This window comes from Pseudomonas sp. A2 (genome assembly GCF_023100865.1).
GTDB lineage: Bacteria > Pseudomonadota > Gammaproteobacteria > Pseudomonadales > Pseudomonadaceae > Aquipseudomonas > Aquipseudomonas asiatica.
The window spans coordinates 4245559-4267690 of the sequence record NZ_CP039127.1; the positions used below are offsets into that span (position 1 = coordinate 4245559).

General features: G+C 63.4%; 22 protein-coding genes and 1 pseudogene. 6 read left to right on the top strand and 17 right to left on the bottom strand.

The annotated features are described in order from the left end of the window. Genes ccmI through ccmA form a run of 9 tightly spaced genes read right to left on the bottom strand, consistent with a single transcriptional unit; the run spans nt 1 to nt 6923 of the window. Nucleotides 1-1191 carry a c-type cytochrome biogenesis protein CcmI gene (gene ccmI, locus E5221_RS19635; protein ID WP_247846285.1) on the bottom strand — a complete coding sequence of 397 codons (1191 nt, stop codon included), beginning with the start codon at nt 1189-1191 and terminating at the stop codon, nt 1-3. After that, on the bottom strand, nt 1184-1672 hold the full coding sequence (locus E5221_RS19640; RefSeq protein ID WP_247846287.1) for a cytochrome c-type biogenesis protein: 489 nt from the start codon (nt 1670-1672) through the stop codon (nt 1184-1186). Before E5221_RS19640 ends, ccmI begins: the two co-directional genes overlap by 8 nt. Beyond that, a complete protein-coding gene (locus E5221_RS19645; RefSeq protein ID WP_247846289.1) occupies nt 1669-2205 on the bottom strand; it encodes a DsbE family thiol:disulfide interchange protein in 537 nt (178 codons plus the stop codon). Before E5221_RS19645 ends, E5221_RS19640 begins: the two co-directional genes overlap by 4 nt. Then, nucleotides 2202-4175, bottom strand: coding sequence for a heme lyase CcmF/NrfE family subunit (locus tag E5221_RS19650; protein WP_247847755.1), 1974 nt, complete (start codon nt 4173-4175; stop codon nt 2202-2204). Before E5221_RS19650 ends, E5221_RS19645 begins: the two co-directional genes overlap by 4 nt. An 11-nt stretch (nt 4176-4186) precedes the next feature. Beyond that, complete coding sequence (gene ccmE, locus E5221_RS19655; RefSeq protein WP_013973561.1) at nt 4187-4642, bottom strand: cytochrome c maturation protein CcmE; 456 nt, start codon at nt 4640-4642, stop codon at nt 4187-4189. Next, nucleotides 4639-4815 (bottom strand): heme exporter protein CcmD, encoded by a 177-nt coding sequence (gene ccmD / locus E5221_RS19660; RefSeq protein WP_003257324.1) that lies wholly within the window; start codon nt 4813-4815, stop codon nt 4639-4641. Before ccmD ends, ccmE begins: the two co-directional genes overlap by 4 nt. Beyond that, nucleotides 4812-5579, bottom strand: coding sequence for a heme ABC transporter permease (locus tag E5221_RS19665; protein ID WP_012273476.1), 768 nt, complete (start codon nt 5577-5579; stop codon nt 4812-4814). The genes ccmD and E5221_RS19665 overlap by 4 nt, the downstream gene beginning before the upstream one ends. A gap of 46 nt (nt 5580-5625) precedes the next feature. After that, entirely contained in the window at nt 5626-6294 is a 669-nt protein-coding gene (gene ccmB, locus E5221_RS19670; protein WP_012273477.1) for a heme exporter protein CcmB, read from the bottom strand. Continuing rightward, nucleotides 6291-6923: a cytochrome c biogenesis heme-transporting ATPase CcmA gene (gene ccmA / locus E5221_RS19675; protein WP_013973564.1), complete on the bottom strand. Its 633-nt coding sequence runs from the start codon at nt 6921-6923 to the stop codon at nt 6291-6293. The genes ccmB and ccmA overlap by 4 nt, the downstream gene beginning before the upstream one ends. A gap of 265 nt (nt 6924-7188) precedes the next feature. Between ccmA and E5221_RS19680 the strand changes: the two genes are divergently transcribed. The 3 genes from E5221_RS19680 to E5221_RS19690 all read left to right on the top strand — a co-directional run bounded on the left by E5221_RS19680 (nt 7189) and on the right by E5221_RS19690 (nt 10149). Further along, nucleotides 7189-8745 (top strand): flagellar hook-length control protein FliK, encoded by a 1557-nt coding sequence (locus E5221_RS19680; RefSeq protein ID WP_061551788.1) that lies wholly within the window; start codon nt 7189-7191, stop codon nt 8743-8745. Next, nucleotides 8742-9086, top strand: a complete 345-nt coding sequence (locus E5221_RS19685; RefSeq protein ID WP_039612711.1) for an EscU/YscU/HrcU family type III secretion system export apparatus switch protein — start codon at nt 8742-8744, stop codon at nt 9084-9086. The genes E5221_RS19680 and E5221_RS19685 overlap by 4 nt, the downstream gene beginning before the upstream one ends. 91 nt (nt 9087-9177) lie before the next feature. Continuing rightward, complete coding sequence (locus tag E5221_RS19690) at nt 9178-10149, top strand: helix-turn-helix domain-containing protein (RefSeq protein WP_061551789.1); 972 nt, start codon at nt 9178-9180, stop codon at nt 10147-10149. Between the two features lie 12 nt (nt 10150-10161). On the opposite strand, the gene E5221_RS19695 is transcribed toward E5221_RS19690, so the two are convergent. From E5221_RS19695 to E5221_RS19720, 6 genes are all read right to left on the bottom strand, one after another. Continuing rightward, nucleotides 10162-11088, bottom strand: a complete 927-nt coding sequence (locus E5221_RS19695; protein WP_054573514.1) for a dienelactone hydrolase family protein — start codon at nt 11086-11088, stop codon at nt 10162-10164. A 71-nt stretch (nt 11089-11159) separates the two neighbouring features. Continuing rightward, complete coding sequence (locus E5221_RS19700; RefSeq protein ID WP_003257320.1) at nt 11160-11387, bottom strand: hypothetical protein; 228 nt, start codon at nt 11385-11387, stop codon at nt 11160-11162. Next, nucleotides 11380-12633, bottom strand: a complete 1254-nt coding sequence (locus tag E5221_RS19705) for an aminotransferase class I/II-fold pyridoxal phosphate-dependent enzyme (RefSeq protein WP_247846291.1) — start codon at nt 12631-12633, stop codon at nt 11380-11382. The genes E5221_RS19700 and E5221_RS19705 overlap by 8 nt, the downstream gene beginning before the upstream one ends. 62 nt (nt 12634-12695) lie before the next feature. Then, nucleotides 12696-13925 (bottom strand): MFS transporter, encoded by a 1230-nt coding sequence (locus E5221_RS19710; RefSeq protein ID WP_247846293.1) that lies wholly within the window; start codon nt 13923-13925, stop codon nt 12696-12698. A gap of 23 nt (nt 13926-13948) precedes the next feature. Further along, nucleotides 13949-14671 carry an iron-containing redox enzyme family protein gene (locus tag E5221_RS19715; protein ID WP_061551792.1) on the bottom strand — a complete coding sequence of 241 codons (723 nt, stop codon included), beginning with the start codon at nt 14669-14671 and terminating at the stop codon, nt 13949-13951. A gap of 72 nt (nt 14672-14743) precedes the next feature. Then, nucleotides 14744-15319, bottom strand: coding sequence for a GNAT family N-acetyltransferase (locus E5221_RS19720; protein WP_061551793.1), 576 nt, complete (start codon nt 15317-15319; stop codon nt 14744-14746). A gap of 233 nt (nt 15320-15552) precedes the next feature. On the opposite strand from E5221_RS19720, the gene E5221_RS19725 reads away from it, so the two are divergent. The 3 genes and pseudogenes from E5221_RS19725 (at nt 15553) to E5221_RS28905 (ending at nt 21167) form a co-directional block, all read left to right on the top strand. After that, entirely contained in the window at nt 15553-18306 is a 2754-nt protein-coding gene (locus tag E5221_RS19725) for a DUF6543 domain-containing protein (protein ID WP_247846295.1), read from the top strand. A gap of 212 nt (nt 18307-18518) precedes the next feature. Further along, nucleotides 18519-19265: pseudogene (locus E5221_RS28900) on the top strand (DUF6543 domain-containing protein); the annotation flags it as partial. A gap of 1179 nt (nt 19266-20444) precedes the next feature. Next, on the top strand, nt 20445-21167 hold the full coding sequence (locus tag E5221_RS28905; RefSeq protein WP_348984762.1) for a glycosyltransferase: 723 nt from the start codon (nt 20445-20447) through the stop codon (nt 21165-21167). A 56-nt stretch (nt 21168-21223) separates the two neighbouring features. Here the strand turns inward: E5221_RS28905 and E5221_RS19740 are convergent, their stop codons facing one another. Then, nucleotides 21224-21619, bottom strand: a complete 396-nt coding sequence (locus E5221_RS19740; RefSeq protein WP_015271199.1) for a DUF2802 domain-containing protein — start codon at nt 21617-21619, stop codon at nt 21224-21226. 1 nt (nt 21620) lies between these two features. After that, nucleotides 21621-22100 carry a chemotaxis protein CheW gene (locus E5221_RS19745; RefSeq protein ID WP_003254393.1) on the bottom strand — a complete coding sequence of 160 codons (480 nt, stop codon included), beginning with the start codon at nt 22098-22100 and terminating at the stop codon, nt 21621-21623. Between the last annotated feature and the right edge of the window lie 32 nt (nt 22101-22132).

Genomic DNA, 22132 nt, shown 5'->3' on the forward strand with positions numbered 1-22132 from the left:
TTACGGGTCGGGGCTGTCGATGGTCAGGTGCTGGATGGCCTGGGTGGCGCTGGGCAATGGCGTGCCCTGGCCAATCCACTCGCCATGGGTTGGCTGGCCAGCGCGTGATACACGTGCAACGAGTTGGACTTCGGCAAAGTCCGACAGTTTCATCTGCGGCATCATGGCGTCAGCATCGGACAGTTCCACCTCGATCGGCAACTGCGCCACGGTCACCCGCTTGGCCGCCAGCGGCATGGGTGGGCCATTGCTGGCGCGGGCGAAGATGAACACCGTGTCGTCAGGCTTGACCTTGTCCTTCAACGCCGCAGCAAGTTCCACGCGCACCTTCAAGCGAGCCGCCACGGGCGCCGCAGCCTGCCCCGGCGAACCGCCCAGGCGCTCGGCAGCGCGGTCGATACCACCCTGCAGCGCCGCACGCGAGGTATCACCTTCCGGCAGTTGCGCCAGCAGGCGCTTCCAGTAATCGATGGCTTCCTGGTAACGCTCGCCCTCGAAGGCAGCGATACCACGCAGGCCCAGGCTGGTCACTTCGTTGGGGTCGGCTTTCAGCGCCTCGTCAGTCAGCGCCTGCAGCTGCGGGCTCCATTTCTTGTCGGCGGCGAAGTACAGCGCCTGTGCCCATTGCCCGAGCAATTCGGGCTGGCGACCGGCCAGGGCCACGGCGCGCTCGAAGGTACGCGCGGCATCGGCGGGGCGCTGCTCGGCCATGTAGGCTCGGCCCAGGAAGTACACGGTCTCGGCCGAATCCGGCTGGGCCTGCACCACCCGTTCCAGGCGGGCAGTCATTTCTTCCATCGACTTGGGCGCTTCGGCAAACTCCTGGGTCAGCTCAACCTTGTCGGCCGCGCCGAAATGCAGGTACAGCCCCAATGCCAGCAGCGGCACCAGCAGCGCCGCCAGCAACGGCAGGGCCTTGCCCAAGTGGCCCTGACGAGGGGCCTCGGCACCTTCGGTATCCGCCAGCAGCTCACGGGCGGCCTCGTCACGACCCTTGGCCATTTGCGCCTCATCGAGCACGCCGGCGGCCTGCTGGGCAGCCAGTTCGGCGACGCGTTCCTGGTACAGGGCCACGTTCAGGGCGGTGCGGTCTTCTTCCTGCTGGCGGCCACGGCCACGCAGGATCGGGATCAGCAGGAAGCTGAGGGCAGCGAGCAGCAGCAGGCCCGCGCTAAGCCAGAATTCAATCATGGGTCTGTTCTTTTTCCAGCAATTTGGCGAGACGCTCGCGTTCTTCGGCGGACAACTCATTGGCGCCCTGCACGGCCGCACTGCGGCGCCGGCGCACGATCAGCGCCAGTACCACGAAACCACCGGCCAGCAAAATCCCCGGGCCGAACCACAGCAGCCAGGTACGCCCGCTGAGCGCCGGCTTGTAGCGCACGAAGTCGCCATAGCGGTCGACCATGAAGTCGACGATCTGCTGGTTGCTCTTGCCCTCGCCGAGCATGCGGAAGATTTCCCGACGCAGGTCGGCGGCAATCGGCGCGTTGGAGTCGGCGATGTCCTGGTTCTGGCACTTGGGGCAGCGCAGCTCCTTGGTCAGCTGCTGGTAGCGCTCACGCTCGGCATCGTCGCGGAACTGGTAGGTGTCGATGGCCGCCTTGGCCACGCCTGCCAGGCTCAACCCAATGAAGAGCCCCAGCACGGCAGCTGCCAGCCCCCGCTTCATGGCTTGGCCTCGTCGACCAGGCCCTGGTACAGCGGCGCCAGCTGCTCACGCCAGACCGTGGCATCGACCACGCCCACGTGCTTGTAGCGGATGATGCCCTTGGCATCGATCAGGAAGGTTTCCGGCGCGCCATACACGCCCAGGTCCAGGCCCAGGCTGCCCTGCTCGTCACGAATGTCCAGCTGGTAAGGGTTGTGGAACTCGGCCAGCCACTTCAGGGCCGCCGCATTGTCGTCCTTGTAGTTGACGCCGTGGATCACCACGCCCTGCTGGGCCAGCTGGTTCAGGTACGGGTGCTCGACCTTGCACGACGGGCACCAGGTGGCCCACACGTTGACCAGTGCCGGGCGGCCACGCAAGTCGGCCTCGGTCAGGTTACGGTCGCCCTGGGTCGAGGCCAGGGAAAACGCCGGGAACGGCTTGCCGATCATTGCCGAGGGCAGCTCGTCGGGCTTGAGGAACAGCCCTTTGTAGAGGAACACCGCCACCAGCAGGAATACCGCCAGAGGGACTACCATGATCCAACGCTTCATGCAGCTGCTCCAGACACGCCCAGGGCATCACGCACCCGGGTCTTGACCTTGACGCGATAGCGCCGGTCGAGGGCCGCCAGCAACCCGCCCAGGCCGGTCAGCAGACCGCCCAGCCAGATCCAGCGGACGTAAGGCTTGATATGCACGCGTACTGCCCAGGCGCCGTTCTCCAGCGGCTCGCCGAGGGCGACGTACAGGTCGCGGGTAAAGCCGGCGTCGATGCCGGCTTCGGTCATCATCGACTGCTGCACGGTGTACAGGCGCTTCTCCGGGTGCAGGGTGGTCACTTCACGGCCATCGCGACTGACCACCACGGTGCCCTTGTCGGAAATGAAGTTCGGCCCTTCGAAGTGCCGGGCCCCCTGGAACAGGAAGTGGTAACCGCCCAGTTCCACGCTCTCGCCCGGTGCCATGCGCAGGTCGCGTTCGGCGCTGTTGTTGCTCGACAGCACCACGCCCAGCGCGCACACCGCCAGGCCCACGTGCGCCAGCTGCATGCCCCAGTAGCTGCGGCCCAGGCCAGGCAGGCCCTTGAGCAGGCCTTTGTGGCGGGTCTTGTCGAGAATGTCGCGCAGCCCGCCAAGCACCACCCAGGCGGCCAGGGCGAAGGCGGTCAGGGTCGGCCAGTCGAAGTCGTCGACGATAAGGCCCGCCACCGGCGCAAGGATGGCGCTGCCGAGCAGCACCGGGGTCATCATGCTGGCCAACCATTTGCCTGGGGTGTCTTTCCAGCGAACCACCACGCCCACGCCCAGCACCACCATCAGCAGTGCCATCAGCGGCAGGAACAAGGCGTCGAAATACGGTGGGCCGACCGACAGCTTGGCACCGGTCAACGCATCGAGCACCAGCGGGTAGAGGGTGCCGAGCAGAATCATCGAGGCCGCCACTACCAGCACTAGGTTGTTGGCCAACAGCAGCGTCTCGCGCGACCACAGGGCAAAGCCGACCTGGCTCTTTACCACCGGTGCGCGCAGGGCGAACAGAGTGAGCGAACCACCGACCACGAACAGCAGGAAGATCAGGATGAAAATACCCCGCGACGGGTCGGCGGCAAACGCATGCACCGAGGTCAGGACACCGGAGCGCACCAGGAAGGTACCCAGCAGGCTCAGCGAGAACGCGGCAATCGCCAGCAGCACGGTCCAGCTCTTGAATACCCCGCGCTTTTCGGTCACCGCCAGCGAGTGGATCAGCGCCGTACCCACCAGCCAAGGCATGAACGAGGCGTTTTCCACCGGGTCCCAGAACCACCAGCCACCCCAGCCCAGTTCATAGTAGGCCCACCACGAACCCAGGGTAATGCCGACCCCGAGGAAGGCCCAAGCAACGATGGTCCAGGGCCGCGACCAGCGCGCCCAGGCGGCGTCCAGGCGGCCACCGAGCAAGGCGGCGATGGCGAAGGCGAAGGCCACCGAGAACCCGACGTAGCCCATGTACAGCATCGGCGGGTGGACGATCAGGCCAAAGTCCTGCAACAGCGGGTTGAGGTCGCGGCCATCGGTCGGCACTTGCGGCAGCAGGCGCTGGAACGGGTTGGAGGTGATGATCAGGAAGCTCAGGAAGCCCACGCTGATCATGCCCATTACCGCCAGCACGCGGGCCAGCATCACCTGCGGCAACTGCCGCGAGAACACCGATACGGCGAAGGTCCAGCCGCCGAGCATCAGCGCCCACAGCAACAGCGAACCTTCGTGCGCCCCCCACACGGCACTGAACTTGTAGTACCAGGGCAAGGCGCTGTTGGAGTTGCTGGCCACATAGGCGACCGAGAAGTTGTCGGTCATGAAGGCATGGGTCAGGCAGGCGAAGGCAAAGGCCAGGAAGGCGAACTGCCCCCAGGCCGCCGGCCGCGCCAGGCTCATCCACAGGCTGTCGCCACGCCAGGCGCCGAGCAGCGGCACGCTGGCCTGCACGGCAGCAAAGCAGATGGCCAGGATCATCGCCAGCTGGCCGAGTTCGGGGATCACCAGCGCCGCGTTCATGGCCTGGCCTCCCCGCCGCTGGCGGCCTGGCCGCTTTCCTTCAGGGCCTTGGTAACCTCGGGCGGCATGTACTTCTCGTCGTGCTTGGCCAGTACTTCATCGGCCACCACCACGCCATCGGCGTTGAGCTTGCCGAGGGCGACGATGCCCTGCCCTTCGCGGAACAGGTCGGGGAGGATGCCACGGTAGGTGATCGGCACCGACTTGTTGAAGTCAGTGACCACGAAACGCACGTCCAGCGAATCGGACGAACGCTGTACCGAACCTTTCTCGACCATGCCGCCGGCGCGGATGCGGGTGTCCAGCGGCGCTTCGCCGTTGGCGATCTGGGTCGGGGTGTAGAACAGGTTGATGTTTTGCTGCAATGCGCTCAAGGCAAAGCCGACGGCAACCCCGACGCCGACCAGCAGGCCGACGATGAGCAACAGGCGTTTCTTGCGCTGCGGATTCACTGGTTGTTCTCCCGGCGCAAACGGCGCGCCTCATCTTGCAGGTAGCGACGGCGGGCCAGCACGGGCGTGGCGACATTCAGCGCCAGCACGGCCAGGCAGATGCCATAGGCCGTCCACACGTACAGGCCATGGTGGCCCATGGCGAGAAAGTCACCGAAGGTGGCGAAACTCATTGTGCGGCCCTCCGCCCCAGGCTGTTCAATACTTCATCCTTGACCCAACTGGCGCGCGCTTCGCGCTTGAGTACTTCAAGGCGCATGCGCAGCAACAGCACCGCGCCAAAGAAGCAGTAGAAGCCCAGCGCCGTGCACAGCAGCGGCAACCACATTTCTGCGGGCATCGCCGGCTTTTCGGTGAGGGTGAAGGTGGCGCCCTGGTGCAGGGTGTTCCACCACTCCACCGAGTACTTGATGATCGGGATGTTCACCACGCCGACGATCGCCAGTACCGCACAGGCCTTGGCTGCACTGTCACGATTACTGATTGCCTGGCCCAGCGCAATAATGCCGAAGTACAGGAACAACAGGATGAGCATGGACGTCAGCCGGGCATCCCAGACCCACCAGCTTCCCCAGGTGGGCTTGCCCCAGATGGCCCCGGTGACCAGTGCCACGGCGGTCATCCAGGCACCAATGGGGGCCGCGCATTGCAAGGCGACGTCGGCCAGTTTCATCTTCCATACCAGCCCCACCACCCCGGCCACTGCCAGCAGCACGTAGCAGGACTGCGCCAGCATCGCCGCCGGTACGTGGATGTAGATGATGCGGAAGCTGTTGCCTTGCTGGTAGTCCTGGGGGGCGAAGGCCAGGCCCCAGGTGATGCCGACCAGCAGCAGGAGCACGGCAGCGCCGGCAAGCCACGGCAGCATGCGGCCGCTGATGGCATAGAACCATTTGGGGGAGCCCAGCTTGTGGAACCACGTCCAGCTTATTTTCATCAGGGTACATCCAGGGTATTGGCCGGGCTTGAAAGCCCGGGACTCGTTATTCGCCGACGCTGATCTTCAGGCCGGCCGCTATCGCAAAGGGTGCCAGGGTCACGGCCAGGGCCGTCAGGCTGGCGAGCCAGAGCAGGTGGCCGGTTGCCGGCATATTCTGCAACGCCGCTTGCAACGCACCACTGCCCAGGATCAATACAGGGATATACAACGGCAGAATCAGCAATGCCAGCAGCAAACCGCCGCGTTTCAGACCGACTGTCAGCGCCGCGCCCACCGCGCCCAAAAGGCTCAGCACGGGCGTACCCAGCAGCAGCGAACCGAGCAGCACCGGCAGGCAATGGCTCGGCAGGCCCAGCATCAGCGCCAGCAGCGGCGCCAACAATACCAGCGCCAGCCCGGAAAAGATCCAGTGTGCCAGCACCTTGGCCAGCACCAGCAGCGCCAACGGGTGCGGCGACAGCACCCACTGTTCCAGCGAGCCGTCCTCGAAATCGCTGCGGAACAGGCCGTCCAGCGACAACAGCACCGCCAGCAGTGCCGCCACCCAGACCAGGCCTGGCGACAAGGTTTGCAACAATTGGCTTTCCGGGCCGACTGCCAGCGGGAACAGTGCAACCACGATGGCGAAGAACACCAACGGGTTGGCCAGCTCGGCCGGGCGGCGGAACAGCAGGCGCGCTTCGCGGCGCAACAACAGGATGAATACGCTCATGCCGCCCATTGCCCCAGGTTCAGTTCACGGTAACCGGAGGGTTTGCGTTCCAGCGTGTGGTGGGTGGTCAGCACTACCGTGCCGCCCTGCTCGCAGTGGGCCGCCAGGTGCGCCTCGAGCTGCGCCACGCCCTGCTTGTCGAGGGCGGTGAAGGGTTCGTCGAGGATCCACAGCGGTGGGCTGGCCAGGTACAGCCGGGCCAGGGCCACGCGGCGCTGCTGGCCGGCAGACAGGGTGTGGCAGGGCACGTCTTCGAAACCACGCAGGCCGACGGCCGCCAGTGCCGCCCAGATCGCCTCGCGGCTGGCCGGCTGGTGCAGGGCGCACAGCCAGGTGAGGTTCTCCTCGGCGGTGAGCAGGTCCTTGATGCCGGCGGCGTGGCCGATCCACAACAGGATGCTGGCCAGGGCGTGGCGCTGTTCGGCCAGTGGCTTGCCGCCCAGCAGGATCTGCCCGGCCGTCGGCTGCATCAGGCCGGCCAGCAAGCGCAGCAGGCTGGTCTTGCCGCTGCCGTTGGGGCCGCTGATCTGCAGCATGTCGCCGGGCCGCAGCTCGAAAGCGAGGTGCTCGAACAGCAGGCGCCAGTCGCGCTCGCAGGCCAGGCCCGCGGCTTGGAGGTGAAGGGTCACGGTTTCGCCTTATCTTTGTAGGGCTAGAGGTCGGCGTCGCCTGCTTCGCGGGTAAACCCGCTCCCACAGGTTCAACGCAGGGTTTGAAAGCTGCGCAAACCCTTGTAGGAGCGGGTTCACCCGCGAAGCAGGCGACGCCGACCTCTAGCCCTGTATCTCAAGTCGCCCCCCTCGCTGCCGTTATACTGGCAACGACGGACGGTCGGCATTATTACACGCGCCGCCGCGCTGCCAAGAGGGCGGGTTCGACAGGTTGTATACAATCATGACTGAAATCAATAGTCTCGGCGCACAAACCGCAATCAACCCCCAGGCCATCAAGGCGGGCATGACCGGCGAACTGCTGCGCCTGACACAACCGCAACCCGGCTTGATGGCCCCCGGCGAGACCGCCCAGGCCGAAGTCATGTCGTTGCGCCAGGTGGGCCAGGACTTCCAGCTGGTGCTGCGGCTGATGCTGGCCAACGGCACCCAGACCCAGCTGCAAGCCAGCGCCAGCCAGCCCCTGCCCCAGGGTAGCCAGGTCACGGTCAGCCAGACCGAAAGCAACCGCCTGGCGATCATGCTGCAGCAGGCCAGCGCCAGCCAGGTCGCCACCCTCACCCGCCTGGACACCAGCAAAGTGCCGGTCGGCACCCTGCTGCAGGGCAAGGTCCTGACCAACCAGGCTCTGGCCCAGGCGCCCGGCCAGCCCGCCGTCTACCGGGCGCTGGTCAGCCTGCTCAACAGCGCCCAGGCCGGCGCTACCCTGAGCGTGGACAGCCCGCGACCGCTGGCCGTCGGCAGCCTGCTCAGCGCGCTGGTGCAGGGCGACCAGTCGTTGCGTTTCGTACCGCTCAGCGGCCGCCAGGACCAGCTCAGCATTGCCCAGCAGCTGCTGACCCAGCAAAACCGCCAGGCTTCGCTGCCCGGCCTGCTCAATGCCCTGCAACAGGTGGCCCGCGACCCGGGCGCCGATGGCGAATTGCGAGCCAGCGCCGAACGCCTGCTGGCGAGCCTGCCAGAAGCCCGGCAACTGGGTGATGCCAAGGCAGTGGCGCAGGCCCTGAACAACAGCGGTGCCTTTCTCGAAGCCAAACTGCTGGGCGGTTTCCCGGCCAGCGTCGCAGCCGACCTCAAGGCGCACTTGCTGCGGCTGATCACCCTCACGCCGGCAAGCGTACCCGGGGCGCCCAACCTGGCGCCCGCCAGCCTGGCCGTTACCATGCCGGCCCTGGCCCGCAGCGCGCTGGGCATGCTCGAACGGGTCAGCCCCAAGCCGCAGCCGGGCGCATTCCCGCTGCCGTCGCGCCTGCTCAAGGCCATGGAGGACGAAGGCGACCTGCAACAATTGCTGCGCCTGGCCGCCGCTGCTGTATCGCGCCTGCAAAGCCATGCCATGAGCAGTCTGCAACAAACCGGTACCCTGGAAAACGGCAACCTGCAGACCACCTGGCAAACCGAAGTGCCGATCCGTCACGGCCAGGAGTTCATACCGTTGCAGGTCAAGCTGCAACGCGAGGAAACGCCACAACAGCAGGCCGACCGCCAGCAGGAAGCAGCCGACCCGCTGCAAGCCCTGTGGCGTATCGAGCTGGCTTTCGACCTCTCGCCCCTTGGCCCGGTGCAAGTCCAGGCACAACTGAGCCAAGGCCGCCTGGGTGGCCAGCTTTGGGCGGAACGCGAGGCGACAGCCCGGCTGATCGACAGCCAGCTCGGCAGCTTGCGCGAACGCCTGTTGGCGCGGGGCCTGGATGTGGGTGATCTGGAATGCCATCCTGGTATCCCCCCACAAGGCCCGCGTACGCGGGTAGAACAACGTTGGGTGGATGAGAACGCATGACGCACCAACCTGCACGCCAGGCGATTGCCCTGTTCTACGACGGGCAGCAAGCCCCGACCCTCACCGCCAAGGGCGACGATGCGCTGGCCGAGGCCATCCTGGCATTGGCCCGCGAGCACGAAGTGCCGATCTACGAAAATGCCGAGCTGGTGCGTCTGCTGGCGCGCCTGGAGCTGGGAGACCAGATACCGGAGGCGCTGTACCTGACCATCGCCGAAATCATCGCCTTTGCCTGGCACCTGCGGGGCAAAGTGCCTGCGGGCTTCGATGACGAACCTGACGCCCCAGGGGCAACCCCACCGCTGCTCGGAAGGCTGCTGCCCGGTGGCGAAGGCGCCTGACCGCCACGGTATCCATGCAAATTGCCTTTTTGCGCCATATTGGTAACGTGCCGTTCAAGGTCAGGCGCTTGGCGATGTAAGGAATACTGTAATGCGTACCATCTGGTTCTTGCTGCTCCCGGGCACCCACATCCTTGATCTCGGTGGCCCGTTACAAATCATGGCGAGCCTCGAAGAACTCCAGCTGGCACCGGTCAACGTACGTTGCATAGCCGCCAGACAACAGGTCAGCAGTTTTCAGGGCGTGACACTGAGTGGCCTGCACCAGTTGCCTGACCGGCTGGCACCGCAGGACTTGCTGTTCGTGGTGGGCAACAAGCTCTCTGCGACACCCGCCGATACCGCGATATTGACCGCCACAGCCCGGTGGCTGGCGAAGGTGGTCAGGCAAACGCCGGATATAAAGCTGTGCTCCATATGCACCGGTGCGTTTCTGCTGGGCGAAGCTGGCTTGCTGGATGGCCGGCAATGCACCACGCACCATCGTTACGTCGACTTGCTTCGAACGCGCTACCCAGCAGCCAAGGTGCTGGAGAACCGCCTGTTCGTCGAGGATGATGGCGTGTTCACCTCGGCAGGCGTGTCCAGCGGAACCGACTTGGCGCTGCACATCGTCAGCCTGCAATTTGGCAAGGTAGTAGCCAACCAGGTGGCGCAGGAACTGGTCATCTACCGTCGCCGCGCCGGCGAAGATGTGCAACTGCGCGCGGCAGACCTGGCGCGCAACCACATCCACCCGTTGGTGCATGCAGCCCAGGACTACATGGATGCACACCTGGGTACCAACTTCAGCTTCGAACAACTGGCCAGCCAGTTCAATGTGAGCTACCGGCACCTGGCGCGGCTGTTTCGCGATAATACCGGCCAGACACTGCAGAACTACCTGCGCGCCCAACGCATCGACCTGGCCCGTGAGCTTTTGCGCGGCAGCCATCTCAACGTGGAACAGATCGCCGAGCGTTGCGGCTACGGCAGCAGCCATGCCTTTCGCCTGGCATGGCGCCAGGAAATGCCGCAGCCGCCACTGCAGTTTCGCCATGCTCTGGCTCACGAGGGCGCCTAGATCTTTGCGCTGCTACCGCTCGCTTATCGCAGTCGGGGCGAAGCTTTCGGTGAAGAACTCCACCACGGCCCGGCGCGAAGCGTCGCGCGCTGCCGGGTCAGGTGCCGAACGCCCCACGCCTCCCTGGCCACGGTGCAGGAACGGGTCCTGATACTCCTGTGCAGCCTCCAACCCATTGAAGCCGTGCTCTGCGCCGGGGTACACCAGCACCTGCGCCCGCGCCTGGTCTTCGCTGGGCAGGTTTGAAATCAGCGACGAACAGGCACGCGGGTCATCGTCGTACTGGTCGTTTTCGCCCACCAGCACCAGCAAGCGCGCCGGGGCCAGATGCTTGAAGGTATAACCTGGCACACGGTTGTAACCCCAACACACGGGGTAGAACGCGGCCATCGAGATGGGGCGTACGCCTGAGGCTTTCTCCAGTTCGTCGTTGATGGGAGCAGAGGCGGCGAGCATGGCCTGTACGCCCCCCCAGGAAAACCCGAGCACGCCCACGCGTTTGTCATCGACACCGGGTTGCTTGGCCAGGTAAGCCAGGGCGCCTGCCAGGTCCGGCAGGGTATCGTGCACACGTGGTGGCCGCCCTTGTGCACCGCCCGCAAGCCTGCGCGCGCCCCACATATCCAACTCCAGCGTAGCGATGCCGCGGGCATTGAGGTCGCCGCCATGCAACGGGCCGCGCGAATCCATGCCCGCCGAGCCATGCAGGATGATCACCGCCGGTACCGGGCCCGCACCGTTGGCCGGCAGCGACAACACAGCCGGAACCCGAATCGGTATCGCCTTGCCGGCGGATGGCAGTGGCTGACTATAGAAAGAGACAAGCCGTTTGCTGACAGTGGCAACGGTGCCGCTATCGGTGGCGGCGACCTCAGCCCGGGCCGCTGCGAACGGAAGCGCACAGCCAAGCACCAAGCTGATGGCCATTACTTTGAACATCTGGTTACCCCTGAACGTCATGAGCGGGTGTTGAACCTGCACCCGTTATCGAAAATTGGCGGCGCCTGGCATCAGCCGCACATCGTCATTAGTGCCAGGCCATCAACATGCCATTGGGTGAATGCCAACGGGTCGAGCATCGCCATACCTGTCATCACGCAACTCGCCAGCACAAAAGCCACGGCATAAAAACGCACCTCCTTCGCGCAGGCCGTGCCATACACCGCGATCAATGCAAGGATCTGCACCCCCACGGCGAACACACCGATGCCGAATCCTGAAGCAAGCAGTTCAGCCATTGAACACCGCGCTCCAGGCACGGCCGGCCGTCGCGGCCATGGACCTTTGCGAGGACACGGCCCGGAAGGCCTGTTGCAGGTCGGCCTTGATATCGTCAACACGCTCCAGGCCGACACACAACCTGATCAAACCATCCGTGATACCCGCCTGTTGGCGTGCCTGTGCGTCCAGCCGCCCGTGTGTGGTTGTGGCCGGATGCGTGACCATGCTGCGGGTGTCGCCGATGTTGGTACAGCGCGCCACACAACGCAGTTCGTCAATCCATTGCCAGGCTGCGGCCTGGCCCCCGACGATCTCGAAAGCCAATAGCCCGCCATGGCCGTCCTGCTGGCGGCACGCCAATGCATGCTGGGGGTGGTGTTCAAGGCCGGTGTAATGGACTGCAGTCACCAGGTCCTGATCCATAAGCCAGCGTGCCAGCTCAAAGGCGCTCTCCTGCGCCCGCATCATTCTGACTTCGAGGGTTTCCAGGCTTTTGAGCAGCAGCCAGGCGTTGAACGGGCTGCAAGAAATGCCCAAGGTACGCAGAACACCCCGCAACACCTGCAGGAGGCTTTGCGAACCGGTCACGACGCCCGCCAATGCACGCCCCTGGCCATCCATGTACTTGCCAGCGGAGTGGATGACCAGGTCCGCTCCCAGTGTGTGTGGCCGCTGAAAAACCGGGGTCAGCAAGGTGTTGTCCACCACCAGCAATGCCCCTTTTTCATGTGCCAGCATGCTTATGGCGCGGATATCACCGATTTTCAGCAGCGGGTTGGATGGCGACTCCAACACCACCAGGCGGGTCCTGCCGTCGATTGCTGACTTCCACTGCGCCAGGTCTGTCAAATCGACGAATCGGGCCTCGATCCCGAAGCGGGCCATGTAGTAGCTGAAGGCATTGACCGTAGTGCCGAACACGTCCCGGCTGCAGACGATGTTGTCGCCTTGCTGGAGAAAGGCGTGACAAAGCGCGGTGAAAGCGCCCATACCAGAAGCGAACGCCACTGCGCTTTCAGCGCGTTCGAGCGCTGCCACACGGTTTTCAAACGCTTGGACGGTCGGGTTGGTGAACCGGCTGTATACATTGCCTTGCTGCTGGCCGCTGAAGCGCTCGCATGCCTCTTTGGCTGAAGCGAAGGTATAGGCGGACGTCATGGCCAACGGTTCACAGAACACATCGGACAGGTCGCTGACCCGGTGAGCATGCAATGCCCTGGTTGCATTGAAATCAGTTGCGTTGAAATCATCCAGGCCAATCACGGTCGATTGCATGGTTATGCGCCTCCTTGTTTGCATTGAACAATGCGCAATTGATCGGTGGACTATTCAGGTTCGGCGAGTTGAGTGGCCAGGGTTTCGCTTGAAGGGCGAACTGCTACCAGCCACAAGGATGCCAGGGCAGCCACCGCCGTGGCCGTGGCCAGGCCGGCCAAGGTCAGCTGGTAGCTTTGATGCCGGTCGAAATCCAGTGCGCCCAGCTGCGTGGCTACCAAGGCGCCAAGTTGGTGTACCAGGAACAGCATCCCAAACACCTTGCCTTTGATTTCGGCGCCATACAGCGCGAAGCAGAAGGCAGACGTGAGCACCACCGTTCCGAGGTAACTGGCGCCAAACAGCACAGCGAACACGTACGTTCCGAGGGGCCCGGGCGTGGTCAGCAGCACGATGACCGCAGCGGTTCGCAGCAGGTAGAACATCATCAGCAACAGGCCCTTGTTGTAGCGGGTGGCCAACCAACCCGCCGCCAGGCCGCTGACCAGCTCCAGCACACCCAGCAGGCTCAGGCCGCTGGCCTGCACCGAACTGGGCAGCGCCTCACCCTGCCAGAACGACACCAGATGAACATCGATGAACGCCATGGTGGCACCACAACTGGCGAAACTGAGCGCCAGCACGAAGAAGCGCGGGTCACGCAGCAGAAACATCACCGGATGCCTGACCTTTGCCGCCTGCGGGTCGGGCTTCAGCGGCACGGTGCGGGATACCCAATACAGCGCCAGGCTCAAAGGCACCAGGAAGATCAGGCCAACCCAAGAGAACACCGACTGCCAGGGCACGCTCTGCTGCAGCATGATCCACAACGGCGACAGCACGATGAAGCCGATGGACGTGCCGTTGGTGACGAATGCGAAAGCGAAGGCCTTGAACCGTTCGGCGACCAAGCGATCGACCAGAATACCCATGGGTACATAGGTCATCGCCGCAAGGGCAAAGGCTCCAAGCAGGCCATACACCAGGGTGAACACCAGCAGGTGCGTGCCGGCGAAGGTCACGCCCAGCAGCACCACCCCGCCGCTGAGACTACCCAGGGCCACCGTGCTCAAGGGGCCAACCCGGTCGCTCAGCCACCCCACCACGGGCGACACCAGGCCAATGGTCAGGACGAACAGCGATCCTGCGGTGGCCAAGGCTGCGCGCCCCTCGCCAAAGTGCGAGGCCAGGTCGACGAAGTAGACTTGGTACAACCCTTTCAATGCGCTGGACAGAAACATCACCACGAAGCCGACTACCAGCACCGAGACGATCAAGGTAGAGCTGAATTTCTGTTTCATGGCCAATCCTTATCGTGTGGGCATTACACCGCCTCGGCTTGCGGAGCTCGGCAATAGGCCTGGTACATGTTTTCGTACATTGCGTAGAACAGCCGGCAGGTGTGGTCTACCGCCTGCAACGCCTCTTCCTGCATCTGCGCGGTGGTGCACAACTGCGAGACAAGGTCCAAGCCTTCATTGACGTGGCCCACGTCTTCCTTCTGGTGCACCGAGAAAAACAGCAGGTCCTGTTCGGTCAGGCCATAGGCTCGCCCCAGCAACACGTGCCGTGCATCTCCAGCGACGGTCTCGAGGTTCTGCCCCTCGCTGGCGATCATCACTGCTGCTGCACCAATGTGATAACGCGCCGGGTCCCGTACCGCCTGCAGGCGGAAATCGATCAACTCCCGAGTGGCTGGCAGCGGTTGCTCGGCATCACGCTCGGTATCGGTGATACCGAGCGCCCTCAGGAAGTTCTGCATGAGCACGACATGGTTATCGGTGCGCGAAAGCCGGCCGGTTTCTTCTTCGAAGCAATTGGTGATCAATGCCCGCTTGTGGGCGGGTAGCGGGCAATAAAAGAACAGGTGCTCGACATAAGTCAGGAAATACTTGGTGAGCTGGTAGCCTTGCAGCGCGACCTTGCGCAGCAGCGGCCGGTTGCCCTCAGGCGCAAGCAATTCCTCGAATATGGGGTGGGACAAGGTCAGATGGTGGTGCAGCTTCTGCTCCAACTGATCGCGAAAATCTGCAGTAGATAAGGCCATTGGGGCGTTCCTTGGTGAATGAGCAGTTGCCGTTGACGGGGATGACCGCAGGCGGGGTCAATGAAGGGCAATTCAGTGCAGGTTGAGTCGCAGCGCAAGGCTTTCCACGGTCTGGGCCATGTAATGGCCGCGATGCTTCACGCCATCGACCCGCGCGTAGTCGTCAAGCACGCCGTAGGTCTTAAACCCGAAGGATTGCCATAACCGGTGTGCACGAGTGCCCTCGCGCACATCCAGGGTCAACAGCTCGATACCTTGGGCCTGGCACAAGCGCACGACTTCGCAGAAAGCCCGTGCCACCAGGCCGGACCCGCGATAGGACGGATGCACCACGCCCTTGCTAAGGTCGGCAATATGCCGGCAGTTCGGCATGCTGCTGCGCGAAAGGATGACCAGGCATGCCGGCCCTGCCATTGCCTGGCCGAGCAGGACGTGGGTATCGCCGCCACGGATGCGCTCTTGCAGCGAGGCCGTGAATTCGACGCTCTGCCCGGCAGACATCTCGTGCTCGTAACCCAGAACACCGCCATCGCCAACCGTGCTGTTGATGAGTTGCATGATGGCTGGCGCGGTATCGCTGTCAGCCTGGCGCAACCACTGCAACTGTGGTTCGCCGGGGGCCAACTGCTTTGAAGAGAGGGTGTTCATTGCGTAAATCCCTTGTGCGTACAGGCAGGGATTTAAACGTTTAAGTACGACCCCGGGTAAGAAGGGAACCGGACAGGAAACGGAAGGATAGTGACATACATGCAAAATGCCATCAGCGACCAAGGCCAGGTGCGATGAGACCGGTCAGGTCCTGTACCGAAATATCTACCACCGTTTTCCCGCGCCCCTGTTTCAACCTCGCCGACCTCATCTCAGCGCAAGGTATACCCCCCATGCATTCGACCCGCATCAACGTGATGGGCACGCATTACGTTATAGACCACCTTGGCCATGTGCCCCGCCCCGATCGTGAGGCCAACCGCGCCATCCGCCAATGGCTTGCGCAGCAAGGCCATGACCTGGACCCGGACCAGCTCGACGTCGTTACCCTCCACTACTGCTCAGATGGCGCAGGTGCCCAGCTGGCCGCAATCAGCCAGCGCACCAGCCTGACCCAGGCACTGCTGGGCAACTGGCAGGGCGAGTCTGCCAGTGACATGTTCGGCAAGCTGCTGCAAGCACCATGGGCCGGTGCGTTACCCGCAGGCCCGATACGGTTGGTGGGAACCCTCCCGCAACCCGTCTTCAATCACTACGGGGCACCCTTCGAAGTATTCAACGGCTTGTTCCGGCGCACTACCCCGCAACGCTACGACGCTTCCACCCATTTGCCGGTAAGCGCCGAAGCCTTCCAGCAGTTCATTACCAACCTGGATTTCCAGCAGCCTTTCAAGGCGTCGCTCGATGCCTACTGGCGTGACCACCTGCACAGCCACAGGCTGGCACTCAAGCTCAACTTCATCGCAGCCTGCAACAGACAGGTCAGCGAGGGCAGCCTCAGCGAGCCCGCACGGCAACTGGTCTGGCAAGCGGCCGGGCTGATGCCTCGGCGCAACAGGCTGCGACGCAGCACGTTGAGCATCTACGGCTATGCCGCAACCGACCTGCTGTACCTGAACGACCCCGCTACCGACCTGACAGTGCTGTATGTTCCTGGCAACAGCTCACCGTTGCTGACGTTCAGCAGCGAACGAGAATTGAAGGCCTGGGTCGGCGAACAATGCAAAGACCCGACCAGGCGCCAGGCCCTGAAACAGCACTTTCGCCTGGCAGATTGTCCGCAAGGCCTCGACTTCAGCGGCCTGGACACTGCCATGGAGGGGCTGGGCGCCTACCCTGAACGGCACCTGCTGCCGCCCGAACACGGCTATTTCAACGACGACGGCACCTGGCCGCCGCAGACCTATGTCAATTATCGACCAGCCAAGTACAACCCCAAAATCAAGGGCGACCTGTTCCAGGCACTGGCCGAGCGCCAGCGTCAGCGCAGCTACGACGATGCCGCGTTTCTGATCACGGCTGACAGCGAAGTCATCAAGGCCAGGTGGCGTGGCTACCTGGCCACTACGCTCAACCTGCTGGCGCCACTGTGCCTGGTAGTACCCGGCCTGGGGCCGCTGCTGGCCGTCGGCGGTATCGCCCAGCTTGGCCTGGGGCTCGACCAGGCAATCAACGGCAAGTCACTTCAGCAGCAGCAGGAAGGCATCGGCAACATCACCTGGGGCCTGTTCAACGCCTTGCCCCTGGCGGCAGGCGCTGCCGCAAGGGCCAAGGCGTTGTTCGAATTCAAGGTCGAAGGTTTCGCGCCGCCGACGCGGCTGAATGAACAGATCGGCTACCCCCTGAGCCCGCTCTCGCCACCGCGCTTCCCGGAGCCCGAGGGCGCAAGCTACTTCCATATCACCGACCCGATAGAGCCACTGGAGGACGCTGACCAGGCAGTTGCCGACGCCGTCATTCGTACACCCCAGTACGATGGTGAGCCAGACACCCTGGCAGCGAACATCGATGGCTACAACGCCAAGGTGATCTACGACATGGAGCGGGACCTATTCATTCGGGCCGAAGACCTGAACCAGGTCGACCCTGTCGGCTTCGTGGCGGTACCCGGCAGCCGGAACCTGCGCCCCGCGCCACAAGGGCGCGTGGTTACCCATGCGATGCGCAGTCGTACCCTGCGGGCGCTGGGCGTGGACCTGCCATTGCCGCTACAGGTGCCGGCCAGAGCGCCAGGCAGTTGGCCAATACCCAAGCACATCTCCTGCCTGTGGGTCGGTGACCAGATCATCGGCCCGGAGCTGCTGGCCAACTTGGGCCAGAACGCAGCGCGGTTGCAAGGTAGCGAATACAGCATGCGGTTGTTCCTTTCCAGCACTGCCCAGCAGGCCTATGCCGAAAACCTGGAGCTGCTGGCCAGTCATGCCCCGGGCTTGCAGGTGCTGCCCTTGGAAGAGCAGGCCTTCTTCAGGGCTTTCCGCCAAAGCAGGTACTACGCGCAGTACGACGCTGCCCTGGATGGCAACGGCGGCGTTGCCCGCAACTATGCATCGGCATGCGATGTGCTGCGCTACCCGATGCTGCACCACGAAGGTGGCCTGTACATGGATGTCGATGACACCTTGCTCGCGCCAGGCGAATACTCATTGATCATCGACGGCCAACCGGTAGGTGCCGCCGGTGAACCCATCGATCAGGTCGATTTGAGCACGGACGCCAATGGGCTGCTGCTGGTACCGCCCATGTCCAATGAAAAGATGGGCATGAACAGCCTCTACAACTCCAGCCTCATCGGCAGCCACCCCGGCAACCCCACCCTGGAGGCCATTTCCGAAGAGATGTACGCACGCTACCAGCTCAATCGCGACTTCTACGACAGCAAGCCCAGCCTGGCTGAAGACCCGGGGAATTTCTATGAGTATGCCAGCCGCCTGAGCTACCTCACCGGCCCTGCCCTGCTCAGCGACGTGGTCGATCGGCAACTGCCGAGCCTGCGCATCCTGCGCCAGCTCACCAATCTCTATGGGATGCCGCGCATCAATGCCTACCGGTTCGTCGATCTGCCACGCATGCGCGATTCGGTGCGTACACTCCTGCCTCTGAACCGCTTCGCCACTGTCGGTGGCAACCATTCCTGGAGCCGAACATGAACCCGCGCCAACCTGTGGTCGGCGCAGCCGGCCAAGACTACGTCAAGGCAATGCTGGGTTCCGTGCCTCGCCCTGACTGCAGTGCCAGTGCAGCCATCCGCGAATGGGCCAGCCAGCAGCGGCTGGACGTGGAACCCGACAACACGCTTGCAGTGACCTTGCATTGCAAATTCGTTCCCAAGCGGGGCTGGCTGGCCAAGATCGTCCAACAAATGAGCCTGACCGAAGCGCTGCTTGGCAACTGGCAGCAAAGCGGCTACTCCAAGGTTGCCGAGCAAACCGCGCAGCTGCTGCTAAGAGGCGGGACGGCCACCGTCGACCTGCTAGGTGTACTGCCAGAGCTTTCCCTGCCACACGGTCGAGCGCCCTGGGCCCAGGCCTTCAGCAATGGCCAGGTGACGATCGTCGATGAATTGCCAGGAAGTGGCCTGGACCACGACATCGATGTGCACACCGAATTCCATGGCCTTTTCCGCCAGACCGCACCCATGCGCTACGACGCCAGCACTTATGTGCAGTTCGACGCCACGACCTTCCAGTCCTTCATCTGGCAACTCGACTTCCAGGGTGTATTCAAACGCCAGCTCGATGACTTCTGGGCCCATGCCGCCAGCCAGTACAGCGTCAGCGCGTGCATCGCATTCCTCGCTGCCTGCAACAGGCAAGCATTGCGGGGCAAACTCAGTGAATAGGGGCGCAGCCTGGCGTGGCGGGCGGCAGGCGTGGAACGCTGGCACCACGGCGCCAACCTCAGTGACAACGGGGTAGAGGCCAGGCTGCTGAACATCAATGGCTACCCATCGAGCGACATCCTCTGCCTGAGCGATATGCGCAGCCGCCTGACCTTGCTGTACATACCGGGCAATGCGGCGCCGTTGCATGAGTTCGCCAACCCAGGTGCCATGCGTGCGTGGCTTGCCAGGCAGTGCCGCGACGCCGACAAACGGGCAGCCCTGCTTGCCCACTTCAGGGCCTGCGATATTCCGGACAGGATTGGCCGCTCGGGGTTGCGTCGGGTACTTCAGGGCATGGCCGATTTCCCGCCCCGCCAGATCATCCTGCCTGCAACCAGCGTGTATCGCCTGGCCAGGGTTTGGAACCCGCACACCCTGATCAACTACAAGGCAGACACCTCCAGCCCACGCATCGAATACAACCTGTTCGAGGCATTGACGGTGGCACAACGTCAACGCAGCCAATCCGACGCCGACTTCCTGATCACGCGCGACAGTGAAGTGACCAAGGCCGCATGGCGCAGCTATTTCTACCTGACCATGAACCTGGCCACACCGTTTCTGCTGATGGTTCCCGGACTGCTACCCCTGGCTGCCGTGGCCGGGGTGGCCCAATTTACAGTGGGCCTGGACCAGGCGCTGCACGGCAAGAATGTGAACCAACAGCTCGAAGGCGCGGAGCAGGCCGTGTTCGGCCTGCTGAACGCAGCCCCTGGGCTGGCGCGCGGGGTCAAGGCGAGCAAGGCGCTGTTCGGCCAACGCCCCATTGGCTTCATCAAACCGGTGAGGCTCAATGGCCGCATAGGCTACCCGCTGAGCCCGGTCTCGCCGCCACGCTGGCCCGGGCCTGCGATGACACCCTATTTCCAGGACTTGGCAGTAGCGGGTGACCAAGTAGCCACCACCTTGCCCGGCGCAGACTCACACGTTGCCCGCTGCGTAACGCGGCGCAAGGCATTCGGCACAGGTGACGAACTGATCGGCGATGCGGGGAATGGCCCACACCCGCTGTACTACGACGCCCGACAGGACAGTTTCGTGCTCAAGTACCCCAACGGCACACGCGGCGCCCAGCACTATGTGGCCAGCGCCGATCCGCTGCAGCCCTCGATCAGCCGACTGCTGCCCAATACGGACCCGTTGCGGGAAATCAGCCCGGCATCGCGCTCGCGCACGCTGCGGGCACTGGGTATCGATCTGCAGCTGCCCATCGACCTCGATGCGCTGGGGACTGCACCAGGCATACCCGTCCCCAGGCAGGTATTTCACATCTGGCTGGGTGACAGGACGATCGCCGGTGATTACCTGGCCGCGCTCGACAACAACGTGCAGGCACTGCGCAACAGCGATTTCACGCTCAAACTCTACCTCTCCAACGCCAACCCTCAGGCATTCGAACGTAACATGACCCTGCTGCAGCCCCGCATCGACAGGGGATTGAAGGTTGCAGTACTGGAGCAGCAGACTTTCTATCATCAATTCGCGGCAAGTGAATACTTCGACCAGTACCAGGCTGCGCTGGAAGGAAATGGCGGTGTGGCCAGCAACTTCTCCTCGGCCTCCGATATTTTGCGCTACCGCATCCTGCATAGCGAAGGCGGCATCTACCTGGATATTGACGACCATCTGCTGGTCGAGCCGGACGCAACCGGGCAGTTACGGGCAAAGATCGACAGCGTACCGCTCACCACGCCCCTCGACGGGCTGCTGTTGAGGAGCCCGGTGTGCAATGCGCAATTGGGCATGTATACCAGCTACAACACCAGCATGATTGGCAGCCGTGCTGGCAATCCGGTGCTGAACGCCATTTCGGACGAGATCCTGGGCCGTTACCTCACCCCGGAGGGCCAGGCGTTCTACGAGGCTCCCAAACCGCCGCGGCAGCATGCGGCGGCATTCCAGGCCTATACCGAAAGGCTCAACACGCTGACCGGGCCTGCGGTGCTCAACCATGTAATCGACCAACGTCTACCTGAGCTCTACACCTTCAGGCAGGTGGCAGACCTGGCAAACATGCACACCCTGAACTACGACGCGCTGCTGGATGAAGCAGCACAACAGCGTGCAGAGCTGCGGTTGCTACCCCTGGAAGAGGTCGCAATGGCAGGGAACGCTCAGGGTTACTGACGGCCGGTCGGGCTTGCGCGGCCGCTGTGCCTGGGGCCGCACAAGACTCATGGCAATCAGTTGCCGCGATGCAGCTTGCTCATCAGTTCTGCCTCGGCCTGGGTCAGGCCGCAGCTTTCGGTCAGCTCGGCCACGCTGGCGCCCATGCCCACCAGCTTGGCCGCTTGGGTGAAGGTGACGTTGTGCGGGTCGCGCTGCTCCAGTTGCTGGATCTTGTCGGGCAGCGGCGCAACCGCCACGCGCAAGTCATGCAGCGCCTCGCCCATGCGCACGGTACCGTTCTGGTAATCGTCCAGGCGCTTGGCCAGGTCCTTGATGCGCTGGTCACGCAGCGCGTCACCCGCTGCCTGCTGCGCAGCCAGCTCGCGCTGGCGCTTGCTGTAGTTGAGGAAAAACCACAGGCTCAGCGCCCAGACCAGCGCCAGGAAGATGACAGCAACCTCTAGGATCAACTCAGATGTTCTCCAGCTCGGACCACTCTTCCTCGGTCATCATCTTGTCCAGTTCGACCAGGATCAGCAGTTCGCCGTTCTTGTTGCACACGCCCTGGATGAACTTGGCCGACTCTTCGTTACCCACGTTCGGCGCAGTCTCGATCTCGGACTGGCGCAGGTAGACCACCTCGGCCACGCTGTCGACCAGGATACCGACCACTTGCTTGTCGGCCTCGATGATGACGATACGGGTGTTGTCGGTGACTTCAGTCGGCATAAGGCCAAAGCGCTGGCGCGTGTCGATCACGGTCACCACGTTGCCGCGCAGGTTGATGATGCCCAGCACGTAGCTTGGTGCACCCGGCACCGGGGCGATCTCGGTGTAGCGCAACACTTCCTGCACCTGCATCACGTTGATGCCGTAGGACTCATTGTCCAGACGGAAGGTAACCCATTGCAGGATCGGATCTTCGGAACCTTGTGCAGACGACTTTTTCATTCCCCTACCCTCAAAATCCGCCACAGGCGGTG

Coding starts and splice junctions, on each gene's coding strand:
- ccmI (WP_247846285.1), bottom strand. CDS start 1,191: ATGATTGAATTCTGGCTTAGCGCGGGCCTGCTGCTGCTCGCTGCCCTC.
- E5221_RS19640 (WP_247846287.1), bottom strand. CDS start 1,672: ATGAAGCGGGGGCTGGCAGCTGCCGTGCTGGGGCTCTTCATTGGGTTG.
- E5221_RS19645 (WP_247846289.1), bottom strand. CDS start 2,205: ATGAAGCGTTGGATCATGGTAGTCCCTCTGGCGGTATTCCTGCTGGTG.
- ccmD (WP_003257324.1), bottom strand. CDS start 4,815: ATGAGTTTCGCCACCTTCGGTGACTTTCTCGCCATGGGCCACCATGGC.
- E5221_RS19665 (WP_012273476.1), bottom strand. CDS start 5,579: ATGAAAATAAGCTGGACGTGGTTCCACAAGCTGGGCTCCCCCAAATGG.
- ccmB (WP_012273477.1), bottom strand. CDS start 6,294: ATGAGCGTATTCATCCTGTTGTTGCGCCGCGAAGCGCGCCTGCTGTTC.
- E5221_RS19680 (WP_061551788.1), top strand. CDS start 7,189: ATGACTGAAATCAATAGTCTCGGCGCACAAACCGCAATCAACCCCCAG.
- E5221_RS19685 (WP_039612711.1), top strand. CDS start 8,742: ATGACGCACCAACCTGCACGCCAGGCGATTGCCCTGTTCTACGACGGG.
- E5221_RS19690 (WP_061551789.1), top strand. CDS start 9,178: ATGCGTACCATCTGGTTCTTGCTGCTCCCGGGCACCCACATCCTTGAT.
- E5221_RS19695 (WP_054573514.1), bottom strand. CDS start 11,088: ATGTTCAAAGTAATGGCCATCAGCTTGGTGCTTGGCTGTGCGCTTCCG.
- E5221_RS19700 (WP_003257320.1), bottom strand. CDS start 11,387: ATGGCTGAACTGCTTGCTTCAGGATTCGGCATCGGTGTGTTCGCCGTG.
- E5221_RS19710 (WP_247846293.1), bottom strand. CDS start 13,925: ATGAAACAGAAATTCAGCTCTACCTTGATCGTCTCGGTGCTGGTAGTC.
- E5221_RS19715 (WP_061551792.1), bottom strand. CDS start 14,671: ATGGCCTTATCTACTGCAGATTTTCGCGATCAGTTGGAGCAGAAGCTG.
- E5221_RS19720 (WP_061551793.1), bottom strand. CDS start 15,319: ATGAACACCCTCTCTTCAAAGCAGTTGGCCCCCGGCGAACCACAGTTG.
- E5221_RS19725 (WP_247846295.1), top strand. CDS start 15,553: ATGCATTCGACCCGCATCAACGTGATGGGCACGCATTACGTTATAGAC.
- E5221_RS28905 (WP_348984762.1), top strand. CDS start 20,445: ATGACCCTGCTGCAGCCCCGCATCGACAGGGGATTGAAGGTTGCAGTA.
- E5221_RS19745 (WP_003254393.1), bottom strand. CDS start 22,100: ATGAAAAAGTCGTCTGCACAAGGTTCCGAAGATCCGATCCTGCAATGG.